Source organism: Pseudomonas sp. Kh14 (assembly GCF_900291005.1).
Lineage (GTDB): Bacteria > Pseudomonadota > Gammaproteobacteria > Pseudomonadales > Pseudomonadaceae > Aquipseudomonas > Aquipseudomonas alloputida.
This window is the reverse complement of record NZ_OLKJ01000007.1, coordinates 86,896-101,919: the sequence shown is the minus strand read 5'-3', so window position 1 is coordinate 101,919 and position 15,024 is coordinate 86,896. Positions and strand designations below refer to the sequence as shown.

The window sequence follows — 15,024 nt, the reverse complement described above, 5'->3', positions numbered from 1 at the left end:
CATACTTCGCGCGAACCTCGGACATCGTGCTGGCTATTGCCGGGAACTGGACACTTGCCGTTGCTTTACGGCACACTCGCCGCGCTGTGTCGAATTGCCCTACAAATCCAAGGAATCCGCAGATGGCAACGCTACTGGTGCTCCACGGCCCAAACCTCAACCTGCTCGGTACTCGCGAGCCAGGCCACTATGGCGCCGTGACCCTGGCTCAGATCAACCAGGACCTGGAGCAACGTGCCCGCGCCGCAGGCCACCATCTGCTGTACCTGCAGAGCAATGCCGAATACGAACTGATCGACCGCATTCATGCCGCACGCAACGAGGGTGTGGACTTCATCCTGATCAATCCGGCTGCTTTCACCCACACAAGCGTCGCATTACGTGACGCATTGCTTGCGGTGAGCATCCCATTCATCGAAGTGCACCTGTCCAACGTGCACAAACGCGAACCGTTCCGTCACCACTCCTACTTTTCCGATGTTGCCGTAGGGGTGATCTGCGGTCTGGGCGCCAGCGGTTATCGCCTGGCCCTGGAGTCCGCGCTGGAACAACTGGCTGCCAACGCACAGCCCAAATGATGAAAACCCTGGCCTAAGTGGGCCGGGGTTCGAGAGAAACGTTTCAGATACGTTTTTTGTATTTCGCCCCCTGACCGAACCTTTGGGAGTTGATGATTAATGGATATCCGTAAAGTCAAGAAACTGATCGAGCTGCTGGAAGAGTCTGGCATCGACGAACTGGAGATCAAGGAAGGCGAAGAGTCGGTCCGTATCAGCCGTCACAGCAAGACCCCAGCTGCCCAGCAGTTCTACGCACCGGCGCCTATGGCTGCCGCCCCTGCCGCTGCGCCGGTTGCCGCTGCTGCGCCAGCCGCCGAAGCCGCTGCTGCCGCCCCGGCCCTGAAAGGCACCGTGGTCCGTTCGCCAATGGTAGGTACCTTCTACCGCAAGCCTTCGCCGACCTCGCCTAACTTCGCTGAAGTTGGCCAGTCCGTGAAGAAAGGCGACACCCTGTGCATCGTCGAAGCCATGAAGATGATGAACCACATCGAAGCCGATGTTGGCGGTGTCATCGACGCCATCCTGGTAGAAGACGGCCAGCCGGTTGAGTTCGACCAGCCGCTGTTCACCATCGTTTGAATCGCGGAGAGCCAACGATGTCTGGGAAGCTCGAAAAAGTCCTGATCGCCAACCGCGGGGAAATTGCCCTGCGGATCCTGCGTGCCTGCAAAGAGCTGGGTATCAAGACCGTCGCCGTGCACTCCACTGCCGACCGTGAACTGATGCACCTGGGCCTGGCAGACGAGTCGGTCTGCATCGGCCCTGCATCGTCCAAGGATTCCTACCTGCATATCCCGGCGATCATCGCTGCCGCCGAAGTGACTGGCGCCACTGCGATTCACCCGGGTTACGGCTTCCTGGCGGAAAACGCCGACTTCGCCGAACAGGTGGAAAAATCCGGTTTCGCCTTCATCGGCCCGAAAGCCGACACCATTCGCCTGATGGGCGACAAGGTTTCGGCCAAGGACGCGATGATCAAGTCGGGCGTACCGACCGTACCGGGCTCCGATGGCCCACTGCCAGAAGACGAAGAAGTTGCCCTGGCGATTGCCCGTGACGTCGGCTACCCGGTGATCATCAAGGCCGCCGGTGGTGGCGGTGGTCGCGGCATGCGCGTGGTGCACAAGGAAGAGGACCTGATTTCCTCGGCCAAGCTCACCCGTACCGAAGCCGGTGCTGCCTTCGGCAACCCGATGGTTTACCTGGAGAAGTTCCTGACCAACCCACGCCACGTGGAAGTACAGGTACTGTCCGACGGCCAGGGCAACGCCATTCACCTGGGCGACCGTGACTGCTCGCTGCAGCGCCGTCACCAGAAGGTCCTGGAAGAAGCACCAGCCCCGGGCATCGATGAGAAAGCCCGTCAGGAAGTGTTCAAGCGCTGCGTCGATGCGTGCATCGAGATCGGCTACCGTGGTGCCGGTACTTTCGAGTTCCTGTACGAAAACGGCCGCTTCTACTTCATCGAGATGAACACCCGTGTGCAGGTTGAGCACCCGGTGTCGGAGATGGTCACTGGCATCGACATCGTCAAGGAGATGCTGAGCATCGCCGCGGGCAACAAGCTGTCGTTCCGCCAGGAAGACGTGGTGATCCGTGGCCACTCGCTGGAGTGCCGGATCAACGCCGAAGACCCGAAGAAGTTCATCCCGAGCCCAGGCAAGGTGAAGCACTTCCACGCCCCGGGCGGCAACGGCGTACGCGTCGATTCGCACCTGTACAGCGGTTATTCGGTTCCGCCGAACTACGACTCGCTGATCGGCAAGCTGATCACCTACGGCAAGGACCGCGACGAAGCCATGGCGCGCATGCGCAATGCCCTGGACGAGATCGTCGTCGACGGCATCAAGACCAACATCCCGCTGCACCGCGACCTGGTGCGTGATGAAGGCTTCTGCAAAGGCGGCGTCAACATTCACTACCTCGAGCACAAACTGGCCAACCAGGAGTGATCGTGTAGTGTGATGTACCAAAACCCCGGCCCTGTGCCGGGGTTTTTTATTGCCTGCCAGAATCTGGGGCCGCGTTGCGGCCCCAGGGCTCTACCCCTTCATCCGCGGCATGTCGATGCGGTGCTCATGCACTCGCCGATAAAGCGTCGCCCGCGAAATGCCCAAAGCCCGTGCCGCATCAGCCGGCTTCCAGCGATGGCGGATCAGCGCGTCCAGCAACAGCTGCCGGGCCGGGCACGACACCCCGCTTTCAGCCGAGCCAACCGCTTCACCGCGCACCTCCTGCGGCAGATCCTGCAGCCGCACCTGCCCGCCTTCACTCACCGCACAGGCATACCGCAACACCTGCCGTAGCTGACGCAAATTGCCCGGCCAGCGATAAACCAGCAGCGCCTGCAGCGCGTCATCCGCCAACACCACATCCACCCCGCAGGCCGCAGCCTCTTCGTCCAGCAACTGGTGAATCAGCCCCAGCCGGTCATCACGCTCACGCAAGGGGGGTAGCTCAAAGCGGGCATTGGCCAGGCGGAAGTACAAGTCTTCACGAAATCGCCCGTCCTCCACCATCGCCGCCAGATCGCGATGGGTCGCACAGATCACCTGAATATCCACCCGCTCCCGCCGCGCCGCACCCAGCGGCGCCACCTCACCCTCCGCCAGCACCCGCAGCAGGCGGGTTTGCAGGTTCAGCGGCATGTCCCCGATCTCGTCGAGGAACAGCGTGCCGCCATCGGCCTGCTGCAACAGCCCTTGCATGCCTTTGCTGGAAGCCCCGGTGAAGGCCCCGGCCACATAGCCGAACAACTCGCTCTCGATCAGGGTTTCCGGAATGGCCGCGCAGTTCAGGGTAACGAACGGGCCATCACAGCGCTGGCTTTGCTGGTGCAGCTGCCGGGCGAATACCTCCTTGCCGGCCCCGGTCTCACCCAGTACCAGCACCGCCAGGTTGCAGTCCTTGACCCGCGTGGCCAACCGCAGGTGCTGCTCGATACGGGTGTCCTGGGCCTGTCGCAAAGGCTGCGCACGCTGGCGTTGCTGTGGTGCGCTGACCCGTCCATACAAACCGCCCAGACCAGGCAGACGCTGGGCGGACGACGCGCTCACCCGGCGCAGTTGGTCGATGTCGAACAGTTCGCCAATATGCTCGGGCAAGCGCCCCAGGCGTTCCACCAAGCGTTGCCGCGCCAGGCTGTTGATCGCCTGCAAGCGGCCATCGGCATCCCAGGCCAGCAGGTAATCGGGCTGGCTCTCCACATAGCCCGGCGTACCATGGGCGCGCATCACCCAGTGGCCTTGGGCGCTGTGCATGAAGAAGGCGTTTTCGATCTCGCGGGCCGTTTGCTCGACCAGTTGGCGGATCAGGTGCTGGCTGCGCCGATCGTCCGGCGACTGCAAGGCCGACACATCGACCACGCCCAACAACTCGCCCAACGGGTCGAACACCGGCGCCGCTGTGCAGGTCAGGCCGATGAAGGCGGCGCGAAAGTGATCGCGCTTGTGCACCGTGACCGGTGCCTTGCTGGTCAGCACCGCCGCCACGCCGCATGTGCCCTCCTCGCCCTCCGACCAGCAGGTCCCCAGATACAGCCCGGCCTTGCGACAGTCGTTGCGGATGGCCGACTCGACCCGGTAATCGATGGTGCGCCCCTGGGCATCGGTAAGCAGCACGCAGTAGTCAGCGCCGCGCACCCGCTCATGCAAGCGCGCCACGGCATCGCTGGCGATGCGCAGGAACAGCTCGGCGCGTTCGCGGCATTCGTTGAGCAGGCTTTGGGAAAGGATACGCGGCCCCTGCTGGGAACCGGGATCGAGGCGGTACACATCCATGGAGCGGCGCCATGAATCGAGGATCAGCGGTGGTACCGGCGCCTGCGGCAGGCGGTCGGCATTCTTCAACACCCTGCTGACGCAGTCCACATGGGCTCGGGAGTTCGCGGCAAGCATTCAGGCCCTCCGGTTCTCGTTACTGTTTTTATCGTTGTACGGCCATTAAGCGCCTCTGGGCATGCCCCGACAAGCACTGTGTGATTACCGGCTGGCTTGAGACGCAGCGTCTCAGTGTCTCGGCTAAGCAGGCCCGGCGCTGGCACCCGGCGTCTCGCCACCCTACCCGTGAAAACCTGCCCGAACACGACCAGAGCCCTCTAGCCCGGCTACTTCAGCCATCGCGAAGAAAGCTGGCACCCCGCTTGCTCCTGCCCTTGCAAACAAAAATACGAGGTGCGCCATGCCGCTACCCGCCCCGATTGTCGGGATCATTGCCAACCCTGCCTCTGGCCGCGACCTGCGCCGCCTGACCGCCAATGCCGGGCTCTATTCGAGCACCGACAAGGCCTCGGCTATACAGCGCCTGCTGGCCGCTTTCGGCGCCACCGGCATTGGCCAGGTGTTGCTGCCCATCGACATGACCGGCATCGCTGCCGCCGTGCTCAAGGCCAGCCAGGGCCCGGGGGCCCGTGACCAGCACTGGCCGGCCATCGAAATCCTCGACCTGCCACTGAGCCAGACCGTGGCCGATACCCGCCTGGCTACCCGGCGCATGGTCGAGCGCGGCGTGGCGATGATCGCCGTGCTGGGCGGTGATGGCACCCACAAGGCGGTCGCCGCCGAAGCCGGTGACGTGCCGCTGCTGACCCTGTCCACCGGCACCAACAACGCCTTCCCCGAACTTCGCGAAGCCACCAGCGCGGGCCTGGCCGGTGGCCTGCTTGCCAGTGGCCGGGTACCGGCCAGCATCGGCTTGCGCCGCAACAAACGCTTACTGGTGAACGTGCCTGAACAACAACTGATCGAGTGGGCCTTGGTCGAGGTGGCCGTGTCGCCGCAGCGCTTCATCGGTGCCCGTGCGCTAAGCCGCAGCGAGGACCTCTGCGAAGTCTTCGCCTGCTTCGCCGAGCCCCACGCCATCGGCCTGTCGGCCCTGTGCGGTCTGTGGTGCCCGGTGTCACGGCAAGACCCGCACGGCGCCTGGGTACGCCTGGCCCCCGACGCCGAACAGGCGCTGTTGGCGCCGTTGGCGCCCGGCCTGCTGCAAGCCTGCGGCATCACTGCCTGCGGTCCGCTGACACCCGGCGTCGCCCAGCGCCTGAGCCTCGCCAGCGGCACCCTGGCCCTGGACGGCGAACGCGAAATCGAATTTGCCGAGCATGACACCCCCACCATCACCCTCGACCACCAAGGCCCACTCAGTGTGGACGTCGAGGCCGTGCTGGCGCATGCCGCCCGCCACCACCTGCTGGCCGTCCCGCGCGGCCACCGGCTGCACCCTGCAAACCCGTGTTGAGACAACCCCGGAGAACAACAAGATGTCCAATCAACTCAGTACTGATCAACTGCTGCATGCCTATGAAGTCATGCGGACCATCCGCGCCTTCGAAGAACGCCTGCATGTGGAGTTCGCCACCGGCGAAATTCCCGGCTTCGTCCACCTGTATGCCGGCGAAGAAGCCTCTGCAGCCGGGGTCATGGCCCACCTGCGCGACAGCGACTGCATTGCCTCGACCCACCGCGGCCATGGCCACTGCATCGCCAAAGGCGTGGACGTGTACGGCATGATGGCCGAGATCTACGGCAAGAAAACCGGCGTGTGCGGCGGCAAGGGCGGCTCGATGCACATTGCCGACCTGGAAAAAGGCATGCTCGGTGCCAACGGTATCGTCGGCGCCGGCGCACCACTGGTGGCCGGGGCGGCGCTGGCGGCCAAGCTCAAGGGCCGCGATGACGTGTCGGTAGCCTTCTTCGGCGATGGGGCATCCAACGAGGGCGCGGTGTTCGAGGCCATGAACATGGCATCGATCATGAACCTGCCCTGCATCTTCGTGGCCGAGAACAACGGCTACGCCGAGGCAACTGCCTCCAACTGGTCCGTAGCCTGCGACCATATTGCCGACCGCGCTGCCGGCTTCGGCATGCCAGGCGTCACCATCGACGGCTTTGACTTCTTTGCCGTATACGAGGCCGCCGGCGCTGCCATCGAGCGCGCCCGTTCCGGGCAAGGGCCGTCGCTGATCGAGGTCAAGCTCAGCCGTTACTACGGCCATTTCGAAGGCGATGCGCAAACCTACCGCGCCCCTGATGAAGTGAAGAACCTGCGCGAATCCCGCGACTGCCTCATGCAATTTCGCAACAAGACCACCCGCGCCGGCCTGCTCACGGCCAAGCAACTGGACGCCATCGACGCCCGCGTCGAGGACCTGATCGAAGACGCCGTTCGCCGCGCCAAATCCGATCCCAAGCCACAGCCCGCCGACCTGCTCACCGACGTCTACGTCGCCTACCCCTGAGCCGCGGATTACAAGAACAACAGGAGAACCACCATGGCAAGAAAGATCAGCTACCAGCAGGCCATCAACGAAGCCCTGGCCCAGGAAATGCGTCGCGACAGCACAGTGTTCATCATTGGCGAAGACGTCGCCGGCGGCGCCGGTGCGCCCGGCGAGGATGACGCCTGGGGTGGCGTGTTGGGCGTGACCAAAGGCCTGTATCACCAATTCCCCGGCCGCGTGCTTGACGCGCCGCTATCGGAAATCGGCTACGTCGGCGCGGCCGTCGGTGCTGCCACCCAGGGCCTGCGCCCGGTGTGCGAACTGATGTTCGTCGACTTCGCCGGCTGCTGCCTGGACCAAATCCTCAACCAGGCCGCCAAGTTCCGCTACATGTTCGGCGGCAAGGCAGTAACCCCGCTGGTGATGCGCACCATGTATGGCGCCGGCCTGCGCGCAGCCGCCCAGCACTCGCAGATGCTCACCTCGCTATGGACGCACATCCCCGGCCTGAAAGTGGTGTGCCCATCCTCGCCTTACGATGCCAAGGGCCTGTTGATCCAGGCGATCCGCGACAACGACCCGGTGATCTTCTGCGAACACAAGTTGCTGTACAGCATGCAGGGCGAGGTGCCGGAAGAGGTGTACACCGTACCGTTCGGCGAAGCCAACTTCTTGCGCGATGGCGACGACGTGACCCTCGTTACCTACGGGCGCATGGTGCATGTGGCGCTGGAGGCCGCCAACAACCTGGCCCGCCAGGGCATCGACTGCGAAGTGCTGGACCTGCGCACTACCAGCCCGCTGGACGAAGACAGCATTCTGGAAAGTGTGGAGAAGACCGGCCGCCTGGTGGTGATCGATGAAGCCAACCCGCGCTGCTCGATGGCCACCGACATCAGCGCGCTGGTGGCGCAGAAGGCTTTTGGCGCACTCAAGGGCCCCATCGAAATGGTCACCGCACCGCATACCCCGGTGCCGTTCTCCGATGCCCTGGAGGACCTGTACATCCCTGATGCGGCGAAGATTGAAGCCGCCGTGCGCAAGGTAATCGAAGCCGCAAGGAGTGCCGCATGAGCCAGATCCATACCCTGACCATGCCCAAGTGGGGCCTGTCGATGACCGAGGGCCGGGTGGACACCTGGCTCAAGCAGGAAGGTGACGAAATCAGCAAGGGCGACGAGGTGCTGGACGTTGAGACCGACAAGATCAGCAGCAGCGTCGAAGCGCCGTTCAGCGGCGTGCTGCGCCGCCAGGTGGCCAAGCCGGATGAAACCCTGCCCGTCGGCGCACTGCTGGCGGTGGTGGTCGAAGGCGAAGCAGAGGAGGCCGAGATCGATGCGGTGGTACAGCGCTTCCAGGCCGAGTTCGTCGCCGAAGGCGGCAGCGACCAGAGCCAGGGGCCGGCCCCACAGAAGGCGGAAGTTGGCGGGCGCCTGCTGCGCTGGTTCGAGCTGGGTGAAGGCGGCACACCGCTGGTACTGGTGCACGGTTTTGGCGGTGACCTCAACAACTGGCTGTTCAACCACCCGGCGCTGGCTGCCGAGCGGCGGGTCATCGCCCTCGACCTGCCGGGCCACGGCGAGTCGGCCAAGGCCCTGCAGCGGGGCGACCTGGATGAGTTGAGCGAAACCGTGCTCGCCCTGCTCGACCACCTGGACATCGCCAAGGCGCACCTGGCTGGCCATTCCATGGGCGGTGCCGTCAGCCTCAACGTGGCGCGCCTGGCCCCGCAGCGGGTGGCCAGCCTGAGCCTGGTGGCCAGCGCCGGTCTGGGCGAAGCGATCAACGGACAGTACTTGCAAGGTTTCGTTACCGCGGCCAACCGCAATGCACTCAAACCGCAGATGGTGCAGTTGTTTGCCGACCCGGCGCTGGTCACCCGGCAAATGCTGGAAGACATGCTCAAGTTCAAGCGCCTGGAAGGTGTGGACCAGGCCCTGCAGCAGCTGGCAGGGGCGCTCGCCGACGGCGACCGGCAGCGCCACGACTTGCGCGGGGTACTTGGCAATCACCCGGCACTGGTGGTGTGGGGTGGCAGGGATGCGATCATCCCGGCCAGCCACGCCGAGGGCCTGGAAGCCGAAGTACAGGTGCTGCCAGAGGCCGGCCACATGGTGCAGATGGAGGCGGCCGAACAGGTCAACCAGCAACTGCTCGCATTCCTACGCAAGCACTAAGCCCTTTTCGTGAGCCTGGAGAACAACAATGAATGACCTGAGCCACACCCACATGCGCGCTGCTGTCTGGCATGGCCGCAATGATATACGTGTCGAACAGGTACCCTTGCCGGCCGACCCTGCGCCGGGCTGGGTGCAGATCAAGGTGGACTGGTGCGGCATCTGCGGCTCCGACCTGCACGAATATGTTGCCGGCCCGGTGTTCATCCCGGTAGAGGCCCCGCACCCGCTGACCGGCATTCAGGGCCAGTGCATCCTCGGCCACGAATTCTGCGGCCACATCGCCAAGCTTGGCGAAGGCGTGGAAGGCTATGCCGTAGGCGACCCGGTGGCGGCAGACGCCTGCCAGCATTGCGGTACCTGCTATTACTGCACCCATGGCCTGTACAACATCTGCGAACGCCTGGCGTTCACCGGCCTGATGAACAACGGTGCCTTCGCCGAGCTGGTCAACGTGCCCGCCAACCTGCTCTACCGGCTGCCGCAGGGCTTCCCTGCCGAAGCCGGAGCACTGATCGAACCGCTGGCGGTGGGTATGCACGCGGTGAAAAAGGCCGGCAGCCTGCTTGGGCAAACCGTTGTAGTGGTGGGAGCCGGCACCATCGGCCTTTGCACCATCATGTGTGCCAAAGCCGCGGGCGCAGCGCAGGTTATCGCCCTGGAAATGTCCTCAGCACGCAAAGCCAAGGCCAAAGAAGTAGGCGCCAACGTGGTGCTGGACCCCAGCCAGTGCGATGCCCTGGCGGAAATCCGCGCACTGACTGCAGGGCTGGGCGCCGATGTGAGTTTTGAGTGCATCGGCAATAAACATACGGCCAAGCTGGCCATCGACACCATCCGCAAGGCGGGCAAATGCGTGCTGGTGGGTATTTTCGAAGAGCCCAGCGAGTTCAACTTCTTCGAGCTGGTGTCCACCGAGAAACAGGTGCTGGGGGCGTTGGCGTACAACGGCGAGTTTGCCGACGTGATTGCCTTCATTGCTGATGGTCGGCTGGATATTCGCCCGCTGGTAACCGGCCGGATCGGGTTGGAACAGATTGTCGAGCTGGGCTTCGAGGAACTGGTGAACAACAAAGAGGAGAACGTGAAGATCATCGTTTCACCAGGTGTGCGCTGATTGCACCTTGAAGGCAACGTGGCACCTGTGGGAGCGGGTGGGCCTGCGAACAATGCAACACCGTGGCGGGCACCGGCTTTGCCGGTGTTCGCGGCTGAAGCCGCTCCTACAGGGCAAGGTTCCAAGGCCTTGCGCTGACACAGGGGCTCGCTGTCTCAGGATCCCATTCTGCGTCATACTCGGCAGACCTATTGCCCGGTCCTCGCCATGCGTCCATTGCTCCCCATTACCCTGGTCCTGCTGCTCGCCGCCTGTGGCGATGGCGAATCGCTGCTCCCGCCGGACGCACGGCTGCCTGACGGCGGGCGTTACCGGGGGCAGGTGGTCGATGGCCTGCTGCAAGGTGAGGGCCGGATCGACTACCCCAATGGCAGCTGGTACGCCGGCAGCTTCAAGGACGGCCAGTGGCACGGCCAGGGCGAATGGCATGGCCAGAACGGCGAGGTCTACCGCGGCCAGTTCGCCGAGGGGCTGTTTCAGGGCTTGGGCGAGCTGACCACCCCGGGCAGCCACTATAGCGGCACCTTCCGCCACGGCCGCCGCGACGGCGAGGGCACCCTCAAGCAAGCCGACCAGACATACCGCGGCCAGTTCAAGGACGACCTGTACGACGGCGCAGGCCAACTGGAGCTGGCCGACGGCAGTCGCTACCAAGGCCTGTTCGCCAAGGGCAAGCCCAACGGCGCCGGGGTGCGCAGCGATGCCAGCGGCAACCAGTTCAGCGGCCACTTCGTCAACGGCCAGCTACAAGGCGCCGGCACCTACGACAGCGTTGATGGCGAGCAGTACATCGGCGAATTCAAGGACAACCGCCTGGAGGGCCGAGGCCGCTACGAAAATGCCGATGGCGACGTGTGGATCGGTGAATTCAAGGACGGTTCGCTGATCGGCGAAGGCGAGTTGCTGGGCAGCGATGGCAGCCACTACAGGGGTGAGTTCGCCGACTGGCGTCTGTCGGGCCAGGGCAGCCTGCAACTGGCCGACGGCAGCAAGTATATCGGCGGTTTCCTGAACGATGCCTACCATGGCCATGGGCGGCTGATTCTGCCCAGTGGCAAGGTCGAAAGCGGAACATGGGCCAACGGCGTGCGCGTGCGCGACCAGAATGGCAAGCTGCTACCAGACCCACTGGACCTGGCTTTGCTCAACCAGGGCCGGCTGCTGGACGAGGCGCTGGCTCGGGTACCTCGCTCGGCGCCACCGATCCAGCTGTATAGCCTGGTCGTGGCCGGCGATGGCCAGCAAAGCGTATTCCTGCGCGAAGCCGACTACGTCAGCAACATGCTAAAGGTGCGCTTTGGCGCCCGTGGCCAGGTGACCCTGGTCAACCACCGCGACCACATGGCCACACGCCCCATGGCCACCCGCGAAAACCTCTCCCGCGCTGCCGCCACCCTGGCAGAGCGCAGCGGCCCCGAAGACCTGGTGTTCATCTACCTCACCAGCCATGGCAGCCAGGACCACCAGCTGGTGCTCGACCAGCCCCGTCTGCAATTGGCCGACCTGGCCGCTGACGAGCTGGCAACAGCCTTGGCGCCGCTGAAGGATCGCGACAAGGTAATCGTCATCTCCGCCTGCTATTCAGGGGGCTATATCGCTCCGCTCAAAGACGAGCGCACGGTCATCATGACCGCTGCCCGGGCCGACCGCGTCTCCTTCGGTTGCTCGGAGGAAGCCGACTTCACCTACTTTGGCGATGCCCTGTTCGCTGAAGCGCTGAACCAGACCGACGACCTGAAACAGGCGTTTGAACTGGCACGTGCCAGCGTTGCCGAAAGAGAACAAAGGGAAGGCTTCGAGGCCTCCGAGCCGCAGCTGTGGGCACCGCCGGCCGTGCTTGAGCACTGGCATCGCCTGCGCCAGCAACAAGCCGAAGAAGCGTTGCGTAACGCCACACAGGCCAACGTGAGGGAACAGGCAAAAATGCCCGGCACTCACTAGACTTGTGTGTAACAAGGGAGAGACATCATGTACTTGACGCCTCAGCATGTCCTGCTTGCCGGAGCCACCGGTCTGACCGGTGAACACCTGCTAGACCGCCTGCTCAACGAGCCCACCATCACCCGTGTCCTGGCGCCTACACGCCGACCATTGGCCGAGCACCCGCACCTGGAAAACCCGGTGGGCGACCCGGCAGTATTCCTTCCGCAACTGGCCGGGCGGGTCGACATCGCGTACTGCTGCCTGGGCACCACGCTGAAGCAGGCGGGTTCCGAATCGGCTTTCCGCGCAGTGGATCTGGACATGGTGGTCGCCTTCAGCAAGCGTGCCCGGGAAATGGGCGCACGGCATCTGCTGGTGGTCAGTGCAGTGGGCGCCGACCCTAAGTCGTCAATTTTCTATAACCGGGTCAAGGGCGAGATGGAAGAAGCGCTCAAGGCTCAGGACTGGCCACAGTTGACCATCGTGCGGCCCTCGTTCCTGCTGGGCGAGCGACTGGAGCCACGGCTGACTGAACAGCTAGTTGCGCCGTTTTCCCGGTTCATACCCGGGAAATACCGGGGAATCGAGGCTTGTACCCTGGCCCGTGCCCTGTGGCGGCTGGCGCTGGAGGAAGAAGACGGCGTGCGGGTCGTCGAGTCGGATGAATTGCGCAGGTTGGGCAGGATCTAGGCTTCGCCTGTGCCCGCAAAGGCCATCACAGGCCGCCGCTAGCCTGGAAGCCTATGCCGGCCGCTGTCAGCAAAGACAACGGCAGCAGCAGGGTATCGAGCAGCATGCTGCCGGGCAGATCCAGGCGCGGATACGCCGGAGCGTCCGCCCCGTAATGATCCCGCGGGCAACACCCGCCATTGATCACATACAAATCCAGACGGGTACCGGCATACACCACCGGTGCGCCGGGCTTGTTGGCATCCAGCGTGCGCACCGTGGCGCACCCACCCAGCATCACCAGCGCCAGCAACCCCGCCAGTGCTCGCTTCAATCATCCACCCCGAAGTGGTGCTCGCCCCAACGCGGCAACATGTCCTGGGGGATGTTCAGCAGGTTGAGGATACGCGCCACGACAAAGTCGACCAGGTCGTCGATGGTCTGCGGCTGGTGATAGAACCCCGGTGCCGCTGGCAGGATCACCGCGCCCATTTGCGACAGCTTGAGCATGTTTTCCAGGTGGATGGTGGAGAATGGCGCTTCGCGTGGCACCAGGATCAGCTGGCGACGCTCCTTGAGGGTAACGTCGGCAGCACGCTCAATCAGGTTGTTGCAGGCGCCAGTGGCGATGGCCGACAAGGTGCCAGTGGAACAGGGGACCACCACCATTGCCGCCGGGGCGCCAGAGCCCGAGGCTACCGGCGACATCCAGTCTTCCTTGCCATATACCCGGATCTGCCCATCGGCCGCGCCGGTGTATTCAGTCAGGAAGGCCTGCATCGCCTGGGGCTTGGCCGGCAACACAACATCCGTCTCGGTGGCCATCACCAACTGCGCGGCCTTGGAAATCAGGAAGTGCACCTCGCGGTCTTCGCGTACCAGGCAATCGAGCAGGCGAAGGCCATACTGGGCACCCGAGGCGCCCGTCATGGCCAGGGTAATGCGTTCCGGCCCGTTCACTTCAGCGCCTCGGCCAGCTTGCCGTGCAGGCCGCCGAAGCCGCCGTTGCTCATGATCACCACATGGGTGCCTGGGCGAGCCTGGCCTTTGATCCGCTCGATGATCGCTTCGAGGCTGTCAGCCACCACGCTTGGTACCTTGCACTGCGCAGCAGTGCCGGCCAGGTCCCAGCCGAGGTTGGCCGGCGCATACCAGATCACCTGGTCGGCGTCGTTGACGCTTTCTGGCAGCCCGTCACGATGGGCACCGAGTTTCATCGAGTTGGAGCGTGGCTCGATCACCGCGATCACAGGCGCCTCCCCCACCCGCTTGCGCAGGCCGTCGAGCGTGGTGGCAATGGCGGTCGGATGGTGGGCGAAGTCATCGTAAATGGTCACACCTTGTACTTCGGCAACCTTCTCCATGCGCCGCTTGACGCTCTTGAACGCACTCAGGCCCTCGATACCCATGGCGGGCACCACGCCTACATGACGCGCTGCTGCCAGGGTAGCCAAGGCATTGGCGACGTTGTGCTGGCCGCTCAGCGCCCAATCCACCACACCCTGCACTTCGCCCTCGAACAGTACTTCAAAGCGCGAGCCATCGGGGCTGAGCAGGCGGGCTTGCCACTGGCCGCCCTCACCGGTGGTTTGCACAGGTGTCCAGCAGCCCATGCCGATCACACGCTCCAGCGCTTGCTCGGTGGTCGGGTGGATGACCAGGCCTTCGCCGGGGATAGTCCGCACCAGGTGATGGAACTGCCGCTCGATCGAGGCCAAGTCCGGGAAGATGTCCGCGTGATCGAACTCAAGGTTGTTGAGGATCGCGGTACGCGGGTGATAGTGGACGAACTTCGAGCGCTTGTCGAAGAAGGCGCTGTCGTACTCGTCGGCTTCCACCACAAAGAACGGCGTGTCGCCCAAGCGGGCCGACACCGAGAAGTTCTGCGGCACGCCACCAATCAGGAAGCCCGGGCTCATGCCGGCGTGCTCCAGCACCCAGGCCAGCATGCTGCTGGTGGTGGTCTTGCCGTGAGTACCGGCAACGGCCAGCACCCAGCGGCCTTGCAGCACGTGGTCGGCCAGCCACTGCGGGCCGGAGACGTAGGGCAGGCCCTTGTTCAGCACGTATTCAACCGCTGGGTTGCCGCGCGACATGGCGTTGCCGATGACCACCAGGTCCGGCGCCGGATCCAGCTGGGCCGGGTCATAGCCTTGGGTCAGTTCGATACCCTGGGCTTCGAGCTGGGTGCTCATCGGGGGATAGACGTTGGCGTCGGAGCCGGTGACGCGGTGGCCAAGTTCCTTGGCCAGCACCGCCAGCGAACCCATGAAAGTGCCGCAAATACCGAGAATGTGAATATGCATGGTCGACCTCGCAAAACATCGAGGCAGGGTAGCCCAGGGCGCGACAAATCGCACC

At 64.0% G+C, this 15,024-nt stretch carries 14 protein-coding genes; 10 read left to right on the top strand and 4 right to left on the bottom strand.

Annotated elements, in window-relative coordinates:
* Positions 1-122 precede the first annotated feature (122 nt).
* From aroQ to accC, 3 genes are all read left to right on the top strand, one after another.
* Complete coding sequence (aroQ, locus tag FQ668_RS02165; RefSeq protein ID WP_010951834.1) at positions 123-578, top strand: type II 3-dehydroquinate dehydratase; 456 nt, start codon at positions 123-125, stop codon at positions 576-578.
* A gap of 99 nt (positions 579-677) precedes the next feature.
* Positions 678-1,139: an acetyl-CoA carboxylase biotin carboxyl carrier protein gene (gene accB, locus FQ668_RS02160; RefSeq protein WP_014589546.1), complete on the top strand. Its 462-nt coding sequence runs from the start codon at positions 678-680 to the stop codon at positions 1,137-1,139.
* 17 nt (positions 1,140-1,156) lie between these two features.
* Positions 1,157-2,512 (top strand): acetyl-CoA carboxylase biotin carboxylase subunit, encoded by a 1,356-nt coding sequence (accC, locus tag FQ668_RS02155; RefSeq protein WP_003255333.1) that lies wholly within the window; start codon positions 1,157-1,159, stop codon positions 2,510-2,512.
* A 90-nt stretch (positions 2,513-2,602) separates the two neighbouring features.
* On the opposite strand, the gene FQ668_RS02150 is transcribed toward accC, so the two are convergent.
* Positions 2,603-4,456, bottom strand: a complete 1,854-nt coding sequence (locus tag FQ668_RS02150) for a sigma-54-dependent Fis family transcriptional regulator (protein WP_019438039.1) — start codon at positions 4,454-4,456, stop codon at positions 2,603-2,605.
* Between the two features lie 283 nt (positions 4,457-4,739).
* Here FQ668_RS02150 and FQ668_RS02145 point away from each other — a divergent pair, with 283 nt between their 5' ends.
* From FQ668_RS02145 to FQ668_RS02110, 7 genes are all read left to right on the top strand, one after another.
* A complete protein-coding gene (locus tag FQ668_RS02145; RefSeq protein ID WP_014589544.1) occupies positions 4,740-5,795 on the top strand; it encodes an ATP-NAD kinase family protein in 1,056 nt (351 codons plus the stop codon).
* Between the two features lie 22 nt (positions 5,796-5,817).
* Positions 5,818-6,795, top strand: a complete 978-nt coding sequence (locus tag FQ668_RS02140; RefSeq protein ID WP_053868090.1) for a thiamine pyrophosphate-dependent dehydrogenase E1 component subunit alpha — start codon at positions 5,818-5,820, stop codon at positions 6,793-6,795.
* A gap of 33 nt (positions 6,796-6,828) precedes the next feature.
* Positions 6,829-7,851 (top strand): alpha-ketoacid dehydrogenase subunit beta, encoded by a 1,023-nt coding sequence (locus FQ668_RS02135; protein ID WP_010951829.1) that lies wholly within the window; start codon positions 6,829-6,831, stop codon positions 7,849-7,851.
* Entirely contained in the window at positions 7,848-8,954 is a 1,107-nt protein-coding gene (locus FQ668_RS02130) for an acetoin dehydrogenase dihydrolipoyllysine-residue acetyltransferase subunit (protein ID WP_014589543.1), read from the top strand. The genes FQ668_RS02135 and FQ668_RS02130 overlap by 4 nt, the downstream gene beginning before the upstream one ends.
* 52 nt (positions 8,955-9,006) lie before the next feature.
* Positions 9,007-10,071, top strand: a complete 1,065-nt coding sequence (locus FQ668_RS02125; protein WP_223279163.1) for a 2,3-butanediol dehydrogenase — start codon at positions 9,007-9,009, stop codon at positions 10,069-10,071.
* A gap of 207 nt (positions 10,072-10,278) precedes the next feature.
* On the top strand, positions 10,279-12,012 hold the full coding sequence (locus FQ668_RS02115; protein ID WP_014589541.1) for a C13 family peptidase: 1,734 nt from the start codon (positions 10,279-10,281) through the stop codon (positions 12,010-12,012).
* Between the two features lie 27 nt (positions 12,013-12,039).
* Positions 12,040-12,684 carry an oxidoreductase gene (locus FQ668_RS02110; RefSeq protein ID WP_014589540.1) on the top strand — a complete coding sequence of 215 codons (645 nt, stop codon included), beginning with the start codon at positions 12,040-12,042 and terminating at the stop codon, positions 12,682-12,684.
* Positions 12,685-12,709: 25 nt separating this feature from the next.
* Here the strand turns inward: FQ668_RS02110 and FQ668_RS02105 are convergent, their stop codons facing one another.
* The 3 genes from FQ668_RS02105 to mpl are packed head-to-tail and all read right to left on the bottom strand — an operon-like array spanning position 12,710 to position 14,969.
* Positions 12,710-12,997 carry a YceK/YidQ family lipoprotein gene (locus tag FQ668_RS02105; protein WP_003255347.1) on the bottom strand — a complete coding sequence of 96 codons (288 nt, stop codon included), beginning with the start codon at positions 12,995-12,997 and terminating at the stop codon, positions 12,710-12,712.
* A complete protein-coding gene (ubiX, locus tag FQ668_RS02100; RefSeq protein WP_003255348.1) occupies positions 12,994-13,623 on the bottom strand; it encodes a flavin prenyltransferase UbiX in 630 nt (209 codons plus the stop codon). The genes FQ668_RS02105 and ubiX overlap by 4 nt, the downstream gene beginning before the upstream one ends.
* On the bottom strand, positions 13,620-14,969 hold the full coding sequence (gene mpl / locus FQ668_RS02095; RefSeq protein ID WP_144179864.1) for a UDP-N-acetylmuramate:L-alanyl-gamma-D-glutamyl-meso-diaminopimelate ligase: 1,350 nt from the start codon (positions 14,967-14,969) through the stop codon (positions 13,620-13,622). The genes ubiX and mpl overlap by 4 nt, the downstream gene beginning before the upstream one ends.
* Between the last annotated feature and the right edge of the window lie 55 nt (positions 14,970-15,024).

Coding starts and splice junctions, on each gene's coding strand:
- aroQ (WP_010951834.1), top strand. CDS start 123: ATGGCAACGCTACTGGTGCTCCACGGCCCAAACCTCAACCTGCTCGGT.
- accB (WP_014589546.1), top strand. CDS start 678: ATGGATATCCGTAAAGTCAAGAAACTGATCGAGCTGCTGGAAGAGTCT.
- accC (WP_003255333.1), top strand. CDS start 1,157: ATGTCTGGGAAGCTCGAAAAAGTCCTGATCGCCAACCGCGGGGAAATT.
- FQ668_RS02150 (WP_019438039.1), bottom strand. CDS start 4,456: ATGCTTGCCGCGAACTCCCGAGCCCATGTGGACTGCGTCAGCAGGGTG.
- FQ668_RS02145 (WP_014589544.1), top strand. CDS start 4,740: ATGCCGCTACCCGCCCCGATTGTCGGGATCATTGCCAACCCTGCCTCT.
- FQ668_RS02140 (WP_053868090.1), top strand. CDS start 5,818: ATGTCCAATCAACTCAGTACTGATCAACTGCTGCATGCCTATGAAGTC.
- FQ668_RS02135 (WP_010951829.1), top strand. CDS start 6,829: ATGGCAAGAAAGATCAGCTACCAGCAGGCCATCAACGAAGCCCTGGCC.
- FQ668_RS02130 (WP_014589543.1), top strand. CDS start 7,848: ATGAGCCAGATCCATACCCTGACCATGCCCAAGTGGGGCCTGTCGATG.
- FQ668_RS02125 (WP_223279163.1), top strand. CDS start 9,007: ATGCGCGCTGCTGTCTGGCATGGCCGCAATGATATACGTGTCGAACAG.
- FQ668_RS02115 (WP_014589541.1), top strand. CDS start 10,279: ATGCGTCCATTGCTCCCCATTACCCTGGTCCTGCTGCTCGCCGCCTGT.
- FQ668_RS02110 (WP_014589540.1), top strand. CDS start 12,040: ATGTACTTGACGCCTCAGCATGTCCTGCTTGCCGGAGCCACCGGTCTG.
- mpl (WP_144179864.1), bottom strand. CDS start 14,969: ATGCATATTCACATTCTCGGTATTTGCGGCACTTTCATGGGTTCGCTG.